The organism is Bradyrhizobium sp. 2TAF24 (genome assembly GCF_052115025.1).
Lineage (GTDB): Bacteria > Pseudomonadota > Alphaproteobacteria > Rhizobiales > Xanthobacteraceae > Bradyrhizobium_A.
Map to the genome: position 1 here is coordinate 25,949 of NZ_JBFRFW010000014.1, position 17,797 is coordinate 43,745.

The window sequence follows — 17,797 nt, forward strand, 5'->3', positions numbered from 1 at the left end:
GTGGCGCGGAGCAACCCATGGCCACGGGAAGACCGGGGACGGGTCAATGGCTGCGGAACAAGCCGCTCATCGGCGATGCCGCTGGCGCGGCCGGTGCGGGTGGTGCGACCGCGGGGGGCGGGGGAGGCGGCGCGTCGTCCCGCCTGACCGGATGGGCGGCCGCGGCGACGGTCCGCCGCCGCGGACGAATGACCGGCGCTGCAGGCGGCTCGTCAGCGGATTTCATGGCCAGTCGCTGTCCGTCGAACACGGTGGTCTCACAAGGCCGGTTGCCGTCCGCGAGTGAGGCGCAGATCCGCGCCGCCGCGGCGGCATCACTGAGCGGGCCGGCCACCAGACGCAGCTGCAGCCCGAGCCCATTGCGGCGTTCCTTGATGGCGATGACCGGCCGCAGCGCGGCGACCGGCGATCCCTTCGTTGCGGCAAGTCCTTGCCAGAGCGCGCGCAAGCCGTCGATCGAGTTGGCGCCGCCAAGGTCGACACCGAACTCGGTGCGCTGGACAGCGACTTCCGCATGCGGGGATGCCGTTTCGGCTGGCCGGATCTCGGGCAGCGCGGCGATCGCCACTGGGCGCGCCTTGTCGGCCTGGGGGGCCGCCGTCTCCGCCACCTTCGGCGCGGTCTTCTCGAGCGCCGTTGGCTCGGCCGGCATGGCAGCCGCGGCCCCCCTGGCCGGCGCGGGCGTGGGAAGGGGGGCCTCGACGACCAGCTTCGGCGCTCCCGGATCCGGTGGCGCGTAGATCGTCGAAGCCGGCAGGAGCTCCTTGGCTGCCGCGGTGTGCGGATGGGCGGGGTGCTCGGGCCCCTGCGGAGGCGCGGTGACCGCGGCCTCGGCGGCGGGCGGCGTATTCGGCAGGGTGGGCTCGCTCGCAGCCACTGCCGCAGGGGCGGTGATCATCGGCGGCGCGCTCACCGCCTGTGTCGCTGATGACAGCACCAGCGAGGCCGGCGGCGCCTGGCGGGCGACTGATCCGGTGACCGAATCCAGCCCCTGTTCCAGGACCGTCACACGTGCGTACAGCCGGTCGCGATCGCTGCTGAGGGTTGTGATGGCCGACGCCAGCCGCCGCGCTTCGGCCTGGCTTTCGCGGGCGATCGACTGGAGCTGCTGGGACTGTCGCGCGATATCGGCTGCCGCGAACTGGTCGCGCTGCCAGCCGGTCGAGGTATGGACCGCCAGGAAGGCCGCGACCAGGGCGCCGATGGCGCCGGCGGCCCACGACCCGAGCCGCCACACCATCTGCCAGCCGCCCTCGTGCTCCTCAGCGAGGATGTTGGTCAACAGGCCCTGGCTGTCGTCAGCCGTGATGTCGGCAAGCGGATCGCGGTCTTTAGCCATGCGAGAGGTTTGCCATTCCAAATGCGCCGGTCGTCGAACCGGCTCCGAGCCCGTCCTGTTGCGGGGCTGGAGACGCGGTCACGACCGCGTTCCTCCCACCCGGATTGGCGCCAGCGCGGCGAATCACACCAAAAGATTAACAGGAACCCGCGTAACATGCCCTGTCGGGCTCGCCGCCGGGCCGCCTTTGCAAAGGTCTTTTGTCGCTCCGTCGGGTCGGCTAAGACCCCGGCGAACCCGTGCGGGGCCTATCAGACGGTTGCAGGACATCGGATGACCGACAGGACCAACTTGACCATCGTGCTTGCCGCCGGCGAAGGCACGCGGATGCGCTCGTCGCGGCCCAAGGTGCTGCATCCGGTGGCCGGTCAGTCCCTGCTCGCCCATGTCCTTGCCGCCGCGCCGGGCGGCGCGGGTTCTTTGGTTGCGGTGGTCGTCGGCCCCGATCACCAGGCTGTCGCCGACGAGGCTGCGCGGGCGCGGCCGGATGCACGGATCTTCGTTCAGCAGGAGCGCCGCGGCACCGCCCATGCGGTGCTTGCTGCCCGCGCCGCGATCGAGAGCGGGGCCGACGATCTGCTGGTGGCGTTCGGCGATACGCCGCTGATCTCGTCGCAGACCTTCGCGCGGCTGCGCAAGCCGCTGGCCGGGGGGGCAGCGCTGGTGGTGCTCGGTTTCCGCGCCGCCGATCCCACCGGCTATGGCCGCCTGGTGCAGGACGACAAGGGCCTGCTGGCAATCCGCGAGCAGGCCGACGCCAGCGACGAGGAGCGGCGGATCACCCTGTGCAATGCCGGTGTGATGGCACTGGACGGCCGTCGCGCGCTCGAGATCCTCGATCGGATTGGCCATGCCAACAGCAAGAATGAATATTATCTGACCGACGCGGTGGCGATCGCCCGCGATCTCGGGCTGCGTGCCACCGTGATCGAAACCGACGAGGACGAAGTGCGTGGCATCAATACCAAGGCCCAGCTGGCCGAAGCCGAGCAGGTGATGCAGCAGCGCCTGCGCAAGGCGGCGCTCGATGCCGGCGTCACCATGATCGCGCCGGAGACAGTCTATCTGTCGGGCGACACCGTGTTCGGCAAGGATGTCACCATCGAGCCGTTCGTGGTGTTCGGACCTGGGGTCAGCGTCGGCGACGGCGCCGTGATCCACGCCTTCTCGCATCTGACTGGCGCGAGCGTCGGCGCCAGGGCATCCGTCGGCCCTTATGCGCGGCTGCGGCCGGGGACCTCGCTGGGCGAGGGCGCGCGGATCGGCAACTTCGTCGAGACCAAGGCCGCGACCATCGATGCCGGCGCCAAGGCCAACCACCTGACCTATATCGGCGACGCCCATGTGGGGGCGGGGGCCAATATCGGCGCCGGCACCATCACCTGCAACTATGACGGCTTCGACAAGCACCGCACCGAGATCGGCGCCGGTGCGTTCGTCGGCTCCAACTCGTCGCTGGTGGCGCCGGTGACGATCGGCAGCGGGGCCTATATCGGCTCCGGCTCGGTCGTCACTCGCGATGTGCCGGACGACGCGCTCGCGGTCGAGCGCAGCCAGCAGACGGTGCGGGACGGCTGGGCCAAGCGCTTCCGGGATGCCCGGCTGGCGCGGCGCAAGCCGAAGGCTTAAGTGCTGGGAAGCGTCAAATGAGCGGTTGCGTTTAGGTTAACGGTTTAACCTGTCGCAATCGGCAACAATTATTGAGTCCTTGCGCCGTGCAAATCTCGATAGAGATGAGCGCAAATTGAGATGATTTGGAGAGACTGCCCGCATGTGCGGCATTGTCGGAATTCTCGGACGTGGTCCGGTCGCGGAGCTTCTGGTCGATTCCCTGAAGCGGTTGGAATACCGCGGTTACGACTCCGCTGGCGTTGCGACGCTGGAAGGTGGTGAGATCGCGCGCCGTAGAGCCGAGGGCAAGCTCAAGAATCTGGAAGCGCGCCTTGTGTCCTCGCCGCTCGCCGGCCACATCGGCATCGGCCACACCCGTTGGGCGACCCACGGCAAGCCGACCGAAAACAACGCCCACCCGCATGCCACCGACAATGTCGCGGTCGTGCACAACGGCATCATCGAGAACTTCCGCGAGTTGCGCACCGAGCTGGAAAAGCAGGGCGCGGTATTCGCCACCGAGACCGATACCGAGGTCGCCGTTCACCTGGTGAATTCCTACCTCGCCAAGGGCCTGTCGCCGGAAGACGCGGTCAAGGCCTCGTTGCCGCGGCTGCGCGGCGCGTTCGCGCTCGGCTTCGTGTTCAGGGAACATGACAACCTGATCATCGGCGCGCGCAAGGGCGCGCCGCTCGCGATCGGCTATGGCAATGGCGAGATGTACCTGGGATCCGACGCCATCGCGCTTGCGCCGCTCACCGACACCATCAGCTATCTCGACGACGGCGACTGGGTGGTGCTGACCCGCGAGTCCGCGGTGATCCGCAACGAGCAGAACGGCATCGTGCGTCGTGAAATCCTGAAGTCGGGCGCATCGAGCTTCCTGGTCGACAAGGCCAACTATCGCCACTTCATGGCCAAGGAAATTCACGAGCAGCCCGAGGTCGTCGGCCACACCCTGGCACGCTATGTCGACATGGCGGCAGAGCGCATCGCCTTGCCGCATGAGCTGCCGTTCGACCTGCGCACCATCGAGCGCATCTCGATCACCGCCTGCGGCACTGCGAGCTATGCCGGCTATGTGGCGCGCTACTGGTTCGAGCGGCTGGCGCGGCTGCCGGTCGATATCGATATCGCGTCCGAATTCCGCTACCGCGAGGCGCCGCTGCGCAAGGGGGATCTGGCGATCTTCATCTCGCAGTCGGGAGAGACCGCCGACACGCTGGCGGCGCTCCGCTATGCCAAGGAGCAGGGACTGCATACCCTGTCGGTCATCAACGTGCTGACCTCGACCATCGCGCGCGAGAGCGAGGCGGTGCTGCCGACGCTTGCTGGCCCTGAGATCGGCGTCGCCTCCACCAAGGCTTTCACCTGCCAGCTCACCGTGCTGGCGGCGCTCGCTATCGCCGCAGGCAAGGCGCGCGGGATCCTTTCGGACGAGGATGAGACCCGTCTCGCCCGTGCGCTCGTCGAAGTGCCGCGCCTCATGGCGCAGGCGCTGGCCCTCGAGCCGCAGATCGAAAAGCTCGCCCGCGACATCGCCAAGAGCAAGGACGTGCTCTATCTCGGCCGCGGAACCAGCTATCCGCTGGCGCTCGAAGGCGCGCTGAAGCTCAAGGAAATCTCCTATATTCATGCCGAGGGTTATGCGGCGGGAGAGCTGAAACACGGCCCGATCGCCCTGATCGACGAACATATGCCGGTGGTGGTGATCGCCCCGCACGACCGCGTGTTCGAGAAGACGGTGTCCAACATGCAGGAGGTTGCCGCCCGTGGCGGCCGGATCATCCTGATGACCGACGCCAAGGGCGCGGCGGAAGCCACTGTCGAGTCCATGGTGACCATCACATTGCCGGACATGCCGGCCACGGTCACCCCACTGGTCTACGCGATCCCGGTCCAGCTGCTGGCCTATCACACGGCCGTCATCATGGGCACCGACGTCGATCAGCCGCGCAATCTCGCAAAATCCGTGACCGTGGAATAACATCGTCCAGTGTGGTGGATATGACATTCGTCGCAGGGAGGCGAATGCCAGAACCCGGGCACTCGTGACAAACCGTCTCAGGTTCCCGGCTGTTGCGGTGCGAAAACCTGCTATGATGGGTTGCGCCGGCGACGGTTTGTGTCGGTACTGCGACAGTGCCCTGGGATGATCTGGACGAACGATGACTTCACATGACAAGCCGCCGTCCTCGCCGGGCGGTGAGGTGCCGCACGTTACCCATCCCGACGCTCCGCGTGGGCTGATGGCGCGGATAAGGAACTATTTCCTGACTGGGCTGATCGTCACCGGTCCAGTCGCGATCACGATCTATCTGACATGGTGGTTCGTGACCTGGGTCGACGGCATCGTGCGTCCGTTCATTCCGCAGGACTATCGCCCGGAAACCTATCTGCCGTGGGGCATTCCCGGCTCCGGGCTGGTCGTGGCCTTCCTTGCGCTCACCGTGCTCGGCTTCTTTGCTCATAACCTGATCGGGCGCACGCTGGTCGATCTCGGTGAGGGGCTGCTCGGCCGCATGCCGGTCGTGCGCGCGATTTACCGCGGCCTCAAGCAGGTGTTCGAGACGCTGTTTTCCGGCAATGGCTCCAGCTTTCGCAAGGTCGGGCTTGTCGAATTTCCATCGCCGGGCATGTGGTCGATCGTGCTGATCTCCCAGACGCCGAGCGGCGACGTCGCCGCCAAGCTGCCAGGGCAGCAGGAATATATGTCGGTGTTCATGCCGTGTGCGCCGAACCCGACCACGGGGTTCTTCTTCTATGTGCCTAAGGCCAGTGTCATCGAGATTGACATGAGCGCCGAGGAGGCCGCGACCTTGATCATGTCGGCCGGCGTGGTGCAGCCCGGCGGCGACCCGAACAAGAAGGTCGCGGTCCTCGCGGACATGGCGAACGCCGCGCGCGCGGCGAATGCGGCCCGCGATGAAACGTTGTCGGCCAAGCCGCAGAACAAGGCGGTAGAGCCGACCAGCTAGCGTCCCGTTTCCAACGCCGGCGTCGACGCGCCATTTGCCCGGCAGTTTTCCGCTCGTATTGTTTGTCGATACTGGTACGTTATTGAAGAAAATGTGATTTTAGCGAAGGAGCTGTCTTTTGCTGCGCGATGTCGATGGGCAGGCTCGGATCAAATCCGCCAGCCCTTCCACTGCTGCATCTGAGCCTCGTTCGCAGGCTGCGTTCGCCGACTCGGGGATTTTTGCCATTGCGCTGGTCGCCAGCCGCTATCAGATCGCCGCGGATCCGCTTCAGCTGACCCACGACGCAGGGCTCGGCGCGCGACGCGGCGATGCCGAAGACATCCTGCGTGTTGCAGCACGGATCGGTCTCAAGGCGCGCCTGTTGACCGGTCAGACCTGCGCGCGGCTGATGTCTGTGCCGGTGCCGGCGATCATCCGGTTGAAGGACAAGGGGTTCTGCGTCGTGGCGGCGCAACTTCCGGACGGCAAGCTGAGACTGGTCGATCCGGTGACGCGCGTGGTCGCGAGCGTCGAACCTGAGGTGCTCGAACCGCAGTGGAGCGGTGAGATCATTCTGGTGACGCGGCGCCTGCTTGGCCCCGGTGTCAATCCTGAGATGGCGGGCTTTCGCTGGTTCCTGCCTTCGATCTGGCGCTACCGCAGACCGCTGGCCAATGTTCTCGTGGCGTCCCTGCTGATCCAGCTGTTCGCACTGGTGACGCCGCTGTTCTTCCAGATCGTCATCGACAAGGTCCTGGTTCACAAGGGCATGGCGACCCTGGTCGTGGTCGTGATCGGCCTCGCGGGGATCGGTATCTTCGACGCGGTTCTCCAGTTCCTGCGGGCCTATGCACTCAGCCACACCACGAGCCGGATCGACGTCGAACTCGGCAGCCGCCTGTTCGACCACCTGCTGCGCCTGCCGCTCGGCTACTTCGAAACCCGCCCGGCGGGGCAGACGGTGGCGCGCATGCGTGAGATCGAAACCATCCGCCAGTTCCTGACCGGGCAGGGGCTGTCGTCCATGATCGACGTGCTCTTCACCTTCGTGTTCGTGGCGGTGCTGTTCGTCTATTCGCCGCGCTTGACGCTGATCGTGCTGCTGTCGCTGCCGTTCTACCTGGTCATCGCGATGGTGATCCGCCCGCTTCTCCGCGAGAAGAACAAGGAGCGCTTCAACACGGGCGCAGCCAGCCAGCAGTTCCTGGTGGAGTCGATCTTCGGAATCTCCACGCTGAAAGCTGCGGCGATCGAGCCGCTGCTTCGCCGGCAGTGGGAGGAGAGGCTGGCGGCCTATGTCAGGACATCGTTTCAGGCCGTCAATCTCAGCAATATCGGTCAGAGCGCATTTCAGTATGTGAACAAGGCGACGATGGCGTTGATCCTGTTCTTCGGGGCACAGGCGGTCATCAACGATGAGCTGACCATCGGCGCACTGATCGCCTTCAACATGATCATGGGCCAGGTCACGATGCCGATCCTGCGGCTGTCCCAGCTCTGGCAGGATTTTCAGCAAGTCCAGATTTCGGTCGAACGGCTCGGGGATATCCTGAACAGCCCGCCCGAATATCAACGCATGGGCTTGAGCAATTTCCCGCCGGCCCGTGGGGCGATCAGCTTCAAGGACGTACTGTTCCGGTATCAGGCGGGAGGGCCGACCGTTCTGGACGGCATCGATCTCGAGATTCCCGCCGGGCAGGTTCTTGGCATCGTCGGCGCATCGGGGTCCGGCAAGTCGACGCTCGCCAAGTTGATCCTGCGGCTCTACCGCCAGGAGCGCGGTACGGTCATGATCGACGGCATGGATATCGCTCAGGTCGATCCGGCGTGGTTGCGCCGCCAGGTCGGGATCGTGCTGCAGGAAAGCACGCTGTTCAACCGGACGGTTCATGAGAATATTGCGCTGGCTGCGGCCGAGATGAACCGCGCGCAGGTGATGGCCGTGGCACGGCTTGCGGGAGCGGACGAATTCATTGCGCGTCTGCCGCTCGGTTACGATACGCCGATCGAGGAGCGCGGCGCCAACCTGTCCGGAGGTCAGCGCCAGCGCATCGCTATCGCGCGCGCACTCGCCACCAAGCCTCGGATCCTGATCTTCGACGAAGCCACCAGCGCGCTGGACTACGAAAGCGAGCGCATCATTCAAGACAATATGCGCCAGATCGTGCATGGCCGTACCGCCATCATCATTGCCCATCGCCTCGCGGCGGTGCGCCATTGCGATCGCATCATCGCCCTTGATCGGGGCCGGATTGTCGAGGACGGCACCCACGACGAATTGCTGGCCCGCGCGGATGGCGTTTACGCCAGGCTGTGGCGCCTGCAGGTTCAGGAGGGGATCGCGTGAGCAGCGCCGACGCTGGATCGCCCCCGCCGAAATCCGGCAGAAACTTTGCCGTGCTTCCCCATGTCACGCCAGACGCCAGGGCGGACAAGCCCGCACCGGGGGCCGGGCCCGCCGGCGCGCCAGGTTTCGGAGGCCTGCAACCGGAGGCGCCGGCTGCGAGCGAGGTAAGTCGCCGGACGCGGGCGATGCTGGCTGCGGACCGCGAGTTCCTGCCTGCTGCGATCGAAATTCTCGAAACTCCGCCGTCACCAGTCGCGACCGCGCTGATCTGGTTCATGGCCCTGGCGACCATCGCAGTGCTGTCATGGTCCTATTTCGGACAGATCGACATCTATGCGGTCGCCAGCGGACGGATTCAGCCGAGTGGGCGCTCCAAGATCGTGCAACCGCTGGAGACGGGAAAGGTCGCAGCGATTCGTGTCCACAACGGCGACCAGGTGAAACAGGACGATGTTCTGCTCGAGCTTGAAGGAACCGAGACATCCGCCGAGATGAACGCCCTCAGGCACGACGTCGAGAGCTTGACGGCGGAGGTCGCGCGCCGCCGCGCCGCGGTCGATGGAGCTGCCCAGCCCGTGATCGCTGCGCCGGCGATCGCCTTCGCGCCTGGCGTCGACGATGGCGTGAGGCGGCGTGAGGAACTGGTCCTGCAGGCGGATCTTGCGGATCTTGCCGCAAGCCGCTCACGTCTCGAAGCCCAGCGCGCCGAGAAGGTCGCCTCGCGCGACCGGTTGACGGCCAGTATCACCGCCCGCGCGCGGCTGATCGCACTCAGCCGGGAGCGCGTCGAGATGCGCGAGACCTTGACCGAGCGCGGCGCAGGCTCTCGTGCGCTGACCATCGAGGCGCAGCAGCAGCTCGAAACCCAGCTCGCCGCCGATGTCGCCGACCGCAGCCAGATGGTGGAGACGGAGGCGGCCATGCAGTCATTGACACGGCAGATCGACGAGGCCGTGTCGCGTTTCGTGGCCGATCAGACGAGCAAGGGGGCGGAGGCGCAGCGCAAGCTGGATCATGTGGCCCAGGACCTGATCAAGGCTCGCGCCAAGAATGCACAGATGCAGCTGAAAGCGCCGATTACCGGGATCGTGCAGCAACTCGCCGTGACGACGATCGGCCAGGTGGTGGGGTCCGGGCAGGCGTTGATGACGATCGTGCCCCAGGATGCATCGATCGAGGTCGAGGCGCAGGTCCTCAATCAGGACATCGGCTTCGTCGATGCCGGTCAGCGTGCCGTCGTCAAGGTCGAGGCGTTTCCATTTACCCGTTACGGAACGCTCGACGGGCTGGTGACGAATGTCTCGCGCGACGGCGTCGACCAGCGGGATCCCAGCACGTCGGGCGATGCGTCGGCGGTGACGAAATCAGGCGGCAATTCCACCGCGGGGCAGGGGCAGAGCCTCGTCTTCCCCGCGACGATCAAGCTCGATCAGCGCGCAATGGCCGTCGACGGCAAATCGGTACTGCTGGTTCCTGGCATGGCAGTCGTGGTGGAAATCAAAACTGGACAGCGCCGCGTCATCGACTATCTGCTGTCGCCGATCCGCACCGCCGTCTCCCAGGCCGGGCACGAGAGATAAGCGGCGGAGCGGCGGTCGTCGCTCCGCTCGCCAGGCGATGTCACGACCGGCTACTTGCGCAGGACCAGATTGAAGCTGGGCGAGGCGGACCCCAGTCCGATGCCCTGATTGATCTGGCCACCCTGCATGACCCATTCGGTCATTCCGCCCGTGCTGGTGTCGCGCCAGACGATGTCCTGAACGCCGCTGCTTGTGAAGTCACCAACGCCGACGAACTGCCAGGTCGAGGGAATGCTGCCGAGCGTGATCGACTGCGCGATGTTGCCGTTCGACATCATCCACTCCCCGACGGTATTGCTGGTGCTGTCGCGCCACAGGATATCGTCGGTGCCGTTGCCGGAGAAATCGCCGATGCCAATGAGCTGGAAGCCCGACGCTGTGCCGCCGAGGCTCGGAGCCGCATAGATCTGGCCGTTGGAGATCAGCCATTCACCAACCACGCCGTTGCTCTGCTCCCACAGGATATCGTCGGTGCTGGTGCCGGTGAAATGTCCGGCGCCGATGATCTGCAGGCTGGTCGAGGCCTGACCGAGCAAGGGTGCGGCATAGATCTGGCCGTTGGAGATCAGCCACTCGCCGACATTCCCGGACGATGTGTCCTGCCAGAACACATCGCTGGTTCCGTCACCGTTGAAATCGCCGATTGCCGCGATCCTGTAGCCGGCAGGCATGGTTCCCAAGAACGGGGCAGCGTAGATCTGGCCATTGGAAAAGAGCCATTCGCCCATATTTCCGTTGCTCTGCTGCCAGAAGATATCGCTGGTTCCGTCACCGTTGAAATCGCCGGTGCCGACGATCTGGTAGTTCGCGGCATTGCCAAGGGCGGGAGCGGCCGAAATCTGGCCGTTGTTCATCAGCCATTCACCGATGGCTCCCGAGCTCGTGTTCTGCCAGAAGATGTCGCTGGTGTAGTTGCCGGTAAAATCGCTGCTCGCCGCGGCGCGGGTCCAGCCGAGGATATTGTCTTCTCGCACGTCGACAGGCGTGATGAACGAGCCCGTGCCCTGATAGCCGTCGCCATAGGAATCTCCCTGGATGGACGGGAGCCAGTCGGCGGCGTCTCCGCTGTTCAAGGGATTGTTGTACTGCTGCAGCAGTGTCTGGCCATCGATCGAAAAGTATCCGGGTCCGGCCGTGAGCTGGCGCACCGGAGGGCCACCGCCGCCCGGGTTGTAGCGGAACAGATCCAGCTCACCATGCCAGCCGTTCCAGTTTTGCTCGTTTCCGACTCCGGTCATGCCGAGCGCCTGAAACCGGCCAAGCGCCCCTTCCGACAGCTCATGCTCGAGAACGCCGATTGCGTCGTAAGTGCCTGGCGTTCGGCGTGCATAGGGGTTGAAGCTGAAGCCGTTGAAACCGATGCTGCTGTTGAGGTTGATGGTATCGTCGGTTCCGGTCGTGGACGTCAGTCCCAGCAACCGCGCCTGTGCTTGCGGAACGAACCACTGCGAGTTCCCGGTCGGATCGCTCGCTGGAAATGTCGCGTAGGCACTTATCTGGTCGGGGGACCTTCCGATCGCCTTCAGCGCGTTGGTGAGCTGTGCGTAGGAGACGAGCACGCCCTGGTAGTTGTTGTTGGCAAGGTCGCCGGCTGGAAGGGACGACCAGTTGAAGGTCACATTGACGGTAATATTGCTCGTGAACTCATGCTGGTAATATTGGCAGGCTGCAACACACGCAGCCTCGAAGGCCGTCTGCTGCGATGAGGTCAGGCCGGTCAGCGTTCCAAAAGTGATGTTGAAATGCATCGAACCAACTCGCCGGTTTGGGGCAGGAATACCAACGTGATGAGGTCGATCAGAATCTCGACGCCAATGCGATGCTTGTCAGCCTAGTTTAGAGCAAAATGCGGTGCAAGCCTGGGTTTTTGTATAGGAAGTTATCCCGCACCGAGCAGTGACACCGCCTCGTCGCGCTCGAACAAGTAGAGCAGACAGCGCAGCGATTCTCCCTCGGCGCCTGCCAGTTTGGGATTGTCCTTCATGATCCGCAGCGCCTCATTGCGGGCCTGGGCGATCAGTTGCGCATGCACCTCGGGGCGGGCGATGCGATAGCCGGGCAGGCCGCTCTGCCGAGTGCCCAGCACGTCGCCTTCGCCGCGCAGCTTGAGGTCTTCCTCGGCGATGCGGAAGCCGTCGGTGGTGTCGCGGATCACCCGCAGCCGCGCCTGCGACATCTCGCTGAGCGGCTCGCGGTATAGAAGCACACAGGTCGAGGCCTCGGAGCCTCGCCCGATACGCCCGCGCAACTGGTGCAACTGTGCGAGGCCGAAGCGTTCGGCGTTCTCGATCACCATGATGGTCGCGGCGGGAACGTCGACGCCGACCTCGACGACGGTGGTTGCGACGAGGAGACTGATGTCGCCGGTCGCGAAGCGTCCCATCACCTCGTCCTTTTCGGTGCCCTTCATCTTGCCGTGGACAAGACCGACCCGATCGCCGAAGCGCTCCTTCAGGCTTGCAAAGCGTTGCTCGGCGTCGATCAGGAAGTCGATCTTTTCGGATTCCTCGACCAGCGGACAGATCCAGTAGACGCGCTTGCCGGTCTTCAGCGCCCGCCCGACCGCGTCCATGACCTCGTTCAGCCGCGTCGATGGCACGGCGCGGGTATCGATCGGCTGGCGGCCGGCGGGCTTCTCGCGGAGCTCAGAGATGTCCATGTCGCCGAAATAGGTCAGCACCAGCGTGCGCGGAATCGGGGTGGCGCTCAACACCAGCACGTCGACGGCACTGCCCTTGTCGGTCAGCGCGAGTCGCTCGCGCACACCGAAGCGGTGCTGCTCGTCGACCACGGCGAGCGCGAGCGTCTTGAAGGTCACATCATCCTGGATCAGCGCATGGGTGCCGACCAGCAGATCGATCTCGCCGGCTTCGAGCCGAGCCAGCAGAGTCTTGCGCTCCTTGCCCTTTTCACGTCCGGTGAGGATGGCGACACGGACGCCGGCCGCTTCCGCGAGCGGTGCGATGGTCTTGTGGTGCTGACGCGCGAGAATTTCGGTCGGAGCCATCAGTGCCGACTGGCCGCCGGCTTCCGCCACCGCCGCGGCGGCGAGCAGGGCGACCACCGTCTTGCCGGAGCCGACGTCACCCTGCAGCAGCCGCAGCATTCGCACCGGCTGCGTCAGGTCGTGGGCGATGGCCGTGATCGCCTGCTGTTGTGAATGCGTCAGGGCGTAAGGCAGGGCGTCGATGATGCGGCGGCGCAGGTGGCCGTCGCCGGCATGACGGGCGCCGGCCGGGCGGCGCAGCTGCGCCCGCACCAGCGCCAGCGCGAGCTGGCCTGCGAGCAGCTCGTCATAGGCGAGGCGGGACCAGAATGGCCCATCAGGCAGCACATCGGTCAGTTCCTGCGGCGCGTGCAGTCGCCGGAGAGCCTCGGCGAGCGGGGGGAAGCCGCAGCGCCGCAGGACGTCGGGCGCGATCCATTCCGGCAGCTCGGGTAGCCGCGCCAGCGCCTGGGCGACCGCGCGGCGCAGCGCGCCGAGCGCCAGACCCTCGGTCAGTGGATAGACCGGCTCGATCAGCGCCAGTTTCGCAAGGCCGGCCTCGTCGACGACCCGGTCGGGGTGGACGATCTGCAGCGTGCCGTCGAACATCTGGGCCGTTCCCGAGACGTAGCGCCGCGTACCGACCGGGAGCAGCCGCTCGACATAGTCGCCCTTGGGACGAAAGAACGTCAGCAAGACGTCGCCGGTATCGTCGCTGGCGTAGACGAGGTAGGGCGCGCGCGACCGTCCCGGGGGCGCCGGGCGATGGCGATCGACGGTCACCTCGAGCGTCACCACGGTTCCGGGGACGACATCCCTGATCTTCGGCCGCGCCCGGCGGTCGATCACGCTGGCCGGCAGATGCAGCAGGAGGTCGACGAGGCGCGGGGTCTCGCTGCGGTCGAGCAGGTAGCGGAATAGCTTGTCCTGCTTCGGCCCGACGCCGGCGAGATTCGTGACCGGCACGAACAGGGGGTTGAGACGCTCGGGACGCATGCAGCCGACTCGACAGTGGAAGCAGAATGCTCGCTTTTGCATAACCTGAATGCAATGCAAGGGCGGGGGTGCGCAACTGGGCTGCTGACATCGGCAGCCGACAGGGTTATATCGGTCCCGCCCGGCTCGTCCGGGCTTTCGGCGTTGGATCAGGTTTGAGGCATGACAGGAACGACACGATCGAGCGTTGGGCTCGATGACCGCCGCAAGCGGCTGCTCTTTCGATGCTGGCACCGCGGCACGCGGGAGATGGATCTGATCCTGGGCCGGTTCGCCGATGCCCATATCGCCGACCTCACCGACACGGAGCTCGACGAGCTGGAGCGGCTCGGCGAGCTGCCGGATCCGGATCTCTATGCCGCGCTGAGCGGCGCCAGCGAACTGCCCGCAGAGTTCACCCGCGGCGTGTTCCAGCGCATCAAGGCCTTCAAGGCGACGGGCGACGAGGCATGAGCAAGTCGCCTGCCATGCGCTCGCCGGCCGAGCTGCTCGCGCCGGGCCGTCCGTTGACGCTCGCCAATGTGGCCGAGGGTGCGGAAGGCCTGATCGTCTCCGATCTGGCGCGTGCGGTCGCGGCCCGGCCCAATCCGCCGGCCGTCAGCCTCGCTGTGGTCTGCCGCGACGGGCCGCGCATGGCGCAGTTGGCGCGGGCGCTCGAGTTCTTCGCCCCCGAGATCGCGGTGCTGCAGTTTCCGGCCTGGGACTGCCAGCCCTATGACCGCGTGTCGCCTCATGGCGGCATCGTTGCCCAGCGCGTCACCACCCTGGCGCGGCTATCGCGCCTCAAGCGCGGCGACAAGCCGCTGATCGTGCTGACCACCGTCAATGCCATCCTGCAGCGCGTGCCGCCGCGCGAGGTGATCGCGGCGCAGGCACTGTCGGTCGCACCGGGCCATGCGGTTGGCATGGATTCGATCGTCGCCTGGCTGGAACACAACGGCTATAACCGTTCGTCCACCGTGCGCGAGTCCGGCGAGTACGCCGTGCGGGGCGGTATCCTGGATCTGTTTCCGGCCGGTCTCGATCAGCCGGTCCGTTTCGACTTTTTCGGCGATACGCTGGAATCGATCCGGACCTTCGACCCGGAATCGCAGCGCACGCTGCTCGACATGCGCGCGCTCGACCTGGTGCCGGTCGCCGAATTCCAGCTCGTCACCGAGACCATCCGCCGCTTCCGCATGGGCTATGTCGCCGCCTTCGGCGCGCCGCAGCGCGACGACATGCTCTATGAAGCGGTGAGCGAAGGGCGGCGCCATCCCGGCATGGAGCACTGGCTGCCGCTGTTCCAGGAGCGCATGGACACGCTGTTCGCCTATCTCGGCGGCGCCCCCGTCGCGATCGAGCCGCAGAGCGAGGACGCGGCGCGCGAGCGCATCACCCAGATCAGGGATTATTACGAAGCGCGCCGCGAGGCGCTCGACCATCCGGGAGGTGGCGCACTCTACAAGCCGCTGCCGCCGGATCAGCTCTATCTGACCGATGACGAATGGGCGCGCCTGCTGGCCGATGCGGCGTTGGCGCGGCTGACGCCGTTCGCGGTACCGGATGCGGCTGATGTCGTCGATGCCGGGCTGCGGCAGGGCCGCAACTTCGCCCCCGAACGCGCCGATACCGCGGTCAACGTGTTCGAGGCCGTCGTCGCGCATATCCAGGGGCTGCAGGCAGCCCGCAAGAAGGTGATGGTGGCGCTGTGGACCGAGGGCTCGCGCGAGCGCATGGCCAACATGCTGCGCGACCACAAGCTGCTCAACATCACCAGCATCAACGCCTGGCGCACCGTGCAGGCGACGCCGCGCAACGAAGCCACGCTCGCGGTTGTCGGCCTGGACGCCGGCTTCGAGACTGACAGCATCGCCGTCATCACCGAGCAGGACATTCTGGGTGACCGCCTGGTGCGGCCGCGGCGGGCCAGCAAGAAGCTGGAAAATTTCATTTCCGAAGTCACCAGCCTGTCGACTGGCGATCTCGTGGTGCATGTCGAACACGGCATCGGCCGCTTCATAGGCCTGCAGACGCTGGATGTCGCCGGGGCGCCGCATGACTGCCTCGAGCTGCGCTATGCCAACGACACCAAGCTGTTCCTGCCGGTCGAGAATATCGAGCTGCTGTCGCGCTATGGCTCCGAGCAGACCGATGTCGAGCTCGATCGTCTCGGCGGCAGCGGCTGGCAGGCGCGCAAGGCCAAGCTCAAGAACAAGATCCGCGAGATCGCTGGCGACCTGATCAAGGTCGCAGCGGAGCGCTTCCTGCACGAGGCGCCCAAGTTCCCGGTGCAGCAGGGCACTTATGACGAGTTCTGCGCCCGCTTTCCCTATGAGGAGACCGAGGACCAGCTCGGCGCAATCAACGCGACCCTGCACGACCTCGAGACCGGCAGGCCGATGGACCGCCTGGTGTGCGGTGACGTCGGTTTTGGCAAGACCGAGGTGGCGCTGCGCGCGGCGTTTGCGGTCGCGCTCGAGGGCCGGCAGGTCGCCGTCGTGGTGCCGACCACGCTGCTGGCGCGCCAGCACGCCAAGAACTTTTCTGAGCGTTTCCGCGGCTTTCCGGTCAATGTCGCCCAGGTGTCACGGCTCGTCGCCGGCAAGGAACTGACCAACGTCAAGAAGGGCCTCACCGACGGCACGGTGGACATCGTCGTCGGTACCCATGCGCTGCTCGGCAAGGCGATCAAGTTCAAGGATCTTGGCCTGCTGATCGTCGACGAGGAGCAGCATTTCGGCGTCAGCCACAAGGAGAAGCTCAAGCAGCTGCGCTCCGAGGTGCATGTGCTGACGCTGAGCGCGACGCCGATCCCGCGCACCCTGCAGCTGGCCCTGACCGGCGTGCGGGATCTTTCGATCATCGCGTCGCCGCCGGTCGATCGCCTCGCGGTGCGCACCTTCGTGGCGCCGTTCGATCCGCTGATGATCCGCGAGGCGCTGCTGCGTGAGCGCTATCGCGGCGGCCAGGCGTTCTACGTCTGCCCGCGCATCGACGACCTCGCAGAAGCCAAGGATTTCCTCGACAAGCATGTGCCGGAGATGAAGGTCGCGGTCGCTCACGGTCAGATGCCGCCGAGCGTGATCGAGGACATCATGTCGGCCTTCTACGACGGAAAATACGATATCCTGCTGTCGACCACGATCGTGGAGTCCGGTCTCGATATTCCATCGGCCAACACCCTGATCGTGCACCGCGCCGACATGTTCGGTCTCGCGCAGCTCTACCAGCTGCGTGGACGGGTGGGGCGCTCGAAGCTGCGCGCCTATGCGCTGTTCACGCTGCCGGCGCAGCACAAGATCACGCCGCAGGCCGAGCGTCGCCTCAAGGTGCTGCAGTCGCTGGAAAACCTCGGCGCCGGCTTCCAGCTCGCCTCGCACGACCTCGACATCCGCGGCTCCGGCAACCTGCTCGGTGAAGAGCAGTCGGGCCACATCAAGGAGGTCGGGTTCGAGCTCTACCAGTCGATGCTGGAGGAGGCGATCACCAGCCTCAAGGCCGGCATCACCGAGCCGGTGGCCGATCGCTGGTCGCCGCAGATCACACTCGGCATGCCGGTGCTGATCCCCGACGATTATGTGAAGGACCTGTCGGTGCGGCTGTCGCTCTATCGCCGGCTGGCGGACCTCGACACCGACGACCAGATCGCCGAATTCGGCGCCGAGCTGCGTGACCGCTTCGGCCCGCTGCCCGACGAGGTGCGCTACCTGTTCAAGGTGGTCACCATCAAGGCCTACTGCCGCCGCGCCAATGTCGAGAAGGTGGACGCAGGTCCCAAGGGCGTGGTGATCACGTTCCGCGACAACGCGTTCGCGCACCCCGATCGTCTGGTGGCCTTCATCCGCACCCATGGCGCCGCCGCCAAGGTGCGGCCCGACATGAAGGTCGTGTTCTTCCAGGAATGGCGGACGCCGGAGGAGCGTCTGGAGGGCACCACCACCATTCTCGGGGATCTTGCGAGGCTGGCGGAAGGACGCAAGGCCGCCTGACGGACGG

The 17,797-nt window shown here is 65.7% G+C and carries 10 protein-coding genes; 7 read left to right on the forward strand and 3 right to left on the reverse strand.

Annotated features, from left to right (window positions below; translation table 11 throughout):
* Positions 1-43: 43 nt before the first annotated feature.
* Complete coding sequence (locus tag AB4Z37_RS21860) at positions 44-1,339, reverse strand: hypothetical protein (protein ID WP_441518849.1); 1,296 nt, start codon at positions 1,337-1,339, stop codon at positions 44-46.
* 273 nt (positions 1,340-1,612) lie between these two features.
* On the opposite strand from AB4Z37_RS21860, the gene glmU reads away from it, so the two are divergent.
* The 5 genes from glmU to AB4Z37_RS21885 all read left to right on the forward strand — a co-directional run bounded on the left by glmU (position 1,613) and on the right by AB4Z37_RS21885 (position 9,837).
* Entirely contained in the window at positions 1,613-2,968 is a 1,356-nt protein-coding gene (glmU, locus tag AB4Z37_RS21865; RefSeq protein ID WP_441518850.1) for a bifunctional UDP-N-acetylglucosamine diphosphorylase/glucosamine-1-phosphate N-acetyltransferase GlmU, read from the forward strand.
* A gap of 142 nt (positions 2,969-3,110) precedes the next feature.
* Complete coding sequence (gene glmS / locus AB4Z37_RS21870) at positions 3,111-4,937, forward strand: glutamine--fructose-6-phosphate transaminase (isomerizing) (RefSeq protein ID WP_441518851.1); 1,827 nt, start codon at positions 3,111-3,113, stop codon at positions 4,935-4,937.
* 181 nt (positions 4,938-5,118) lie between these two features.
* On the forward strand, positions 5,119-5,928 hold the full coding sequence (locus tag AB4Z37_RS21875) for a DUF502 domain-containing protein (protein WP_441518852.1): 810 nt from the start codon (positions 5,119-5,121) through the stop codon (positions 5,926-5,928).
* Between the two features lie 148 nt (positions 5,929-6,076).
* Positions 6,077-8,257 carry a type I secretion system permease/ATPase gene (locus tag AB4Z37_RS21880; protein WP_441518986.1) on the forward strand — a complete coding sequence of 727 codons (2,181 nt, stop codon included), beginning with the start codon at positions 6,077-6,079 and terminating at the stop codon, positions 8,255-8,257.
* A gap of 185 nt (positions 8,258-8,442) precedes the next feature.
* Positions 8,443-9,837: an HlyD family type I secretion periplasmic adaptor subunit gene (locus tag AB4Z37_RS21885; RefSeq protein WP_441518853.1), complete on the forward strand. Its 1,395-nt coding sequence runs from the start codon at positions 8,443-8,445 to the stop codon at positions 9,835-9,837.
* Between the two features lie 50 nt (positions 9,838-9,887).
* On the opposite strand, the gene AB4Z37_RS21890 is transcribed toward AB4Z37_RS21885, so the two are convergent.
* Positions 9,888-11,585, reverse strand: a complete 1,698-nt coding sequence (locus tag AB4Z37_RS21890; protein WP_441518854.1) for an NF038122 family metalloprotease — start codon at positions 11,583-11,585, stop codon at positions 9,888-9,890.
* A gap of 131 nt (positions 11,586-11,716) precedes the next feature.
* Entirely contained in the window at positions 11,717-13,819 is a 2,103-nt protein-coding gene (gene recG, locus AB4Z37_RS21895; RefSeq protein WP_441518855.1) for an ATP-dependent DNA helicase RecG, read from the reverse strand.
* 162 nt (positions 13,820-13,981) lie between these two features.
* On the opposite strand from recG, the gene AB4Z37_RS21900 reads away from it, so the two are divergent.
* Together AB4Z37_RS21900 and mfd are read left to right on the forward strand one after the other, a co-directional pair.
* Positions 13,982-14,272, forward strand: a complete 291-nt coding sequence (locus AB4Z37_RS21900) for an FAD assembly factor SdhE (RefSeq protein WP_441518856.1) — start codon at positions 13,982-13,984, stop codon at positions 14,270-14,272.
* Positions 14,269-17,790, forward strand: a complete 3,522-nt coding sequence (gene mfd, locus AB4Z37_RS21905) for a transcription-repair coupling factor (protein WP_441518857.1) — start codon at positions 14,269-14,271, stop codon at positions 17,788-17,790. The genes AB4Z37_RS21900 and mfd overlap by 4 nt, the downstream gene beginning before the upstream one ends.
* The last annotated feature ends 7 nt before the right edge of the window (positions 17,791-17,797 follow it).

Coding starts and splice junctions, on each gene's coding strand:
- mfd (WP_441518857.1), top strand. CDS start 14,269: ATGAGCAAGTCGCCTGCCATGCGCTCGCCGGCCGAGCTGCTCGCGCCG.
- AB4Z37_RS21890 (WP_441518854.1), bottom strand. CDS start 11,585: ATGCATTTCAACATCACTTTTGGAACGCTGACCGGCCTGACCTCATCG.
- AB4Z37_RS21875 (WP_441518852.1), top strand. CDS start 5,119: ATGACTTCACATGACAAGCCGCCGTCCTCGCCGGGCGGTGAGGTGCCG.
- AB4Z37_RS21860 (WP_441518849.1), bottom strand. CDS start 1,339: ATGGCTAAAGACCGCGATCCGCTTGCCGACATCACGGCTGACGACAGC.
- recG (WP_441518855.1), bottom strand. CDS start 13,819: ATGCGTCCCGAGCGTCTCAACCCCCTGTTCGTGCCGGTCACGAATCTC.
- AB4Z37_RS21885 (WP_441518853.1), top strand. CDS start 8,443: ATGCTGGCTGCGGACCGCGAGTTCCTGCCTGCTGCGATCGAAATTCTC.
- glmU (WP_441518850.1), top strand. CDS start 1,613: ATGACCGACAGGACCAACTTGACCATCGTGCTTGCCGCCGGCGAAGGC.
- AB4Z37_RS21900 (WP_441518856.1), top strand. CDS start 13,982: ATGACAGGAACGACACGATCGAGCGTTGGGCTCGATGACCGCCGCAAG.
- glmS (WP_441518851.1), top strand. CDS start 3,111: ATGTGCGGCATTGTCGGAATTCTCGGACGTGGTCCGGTCGCGGAGCTT.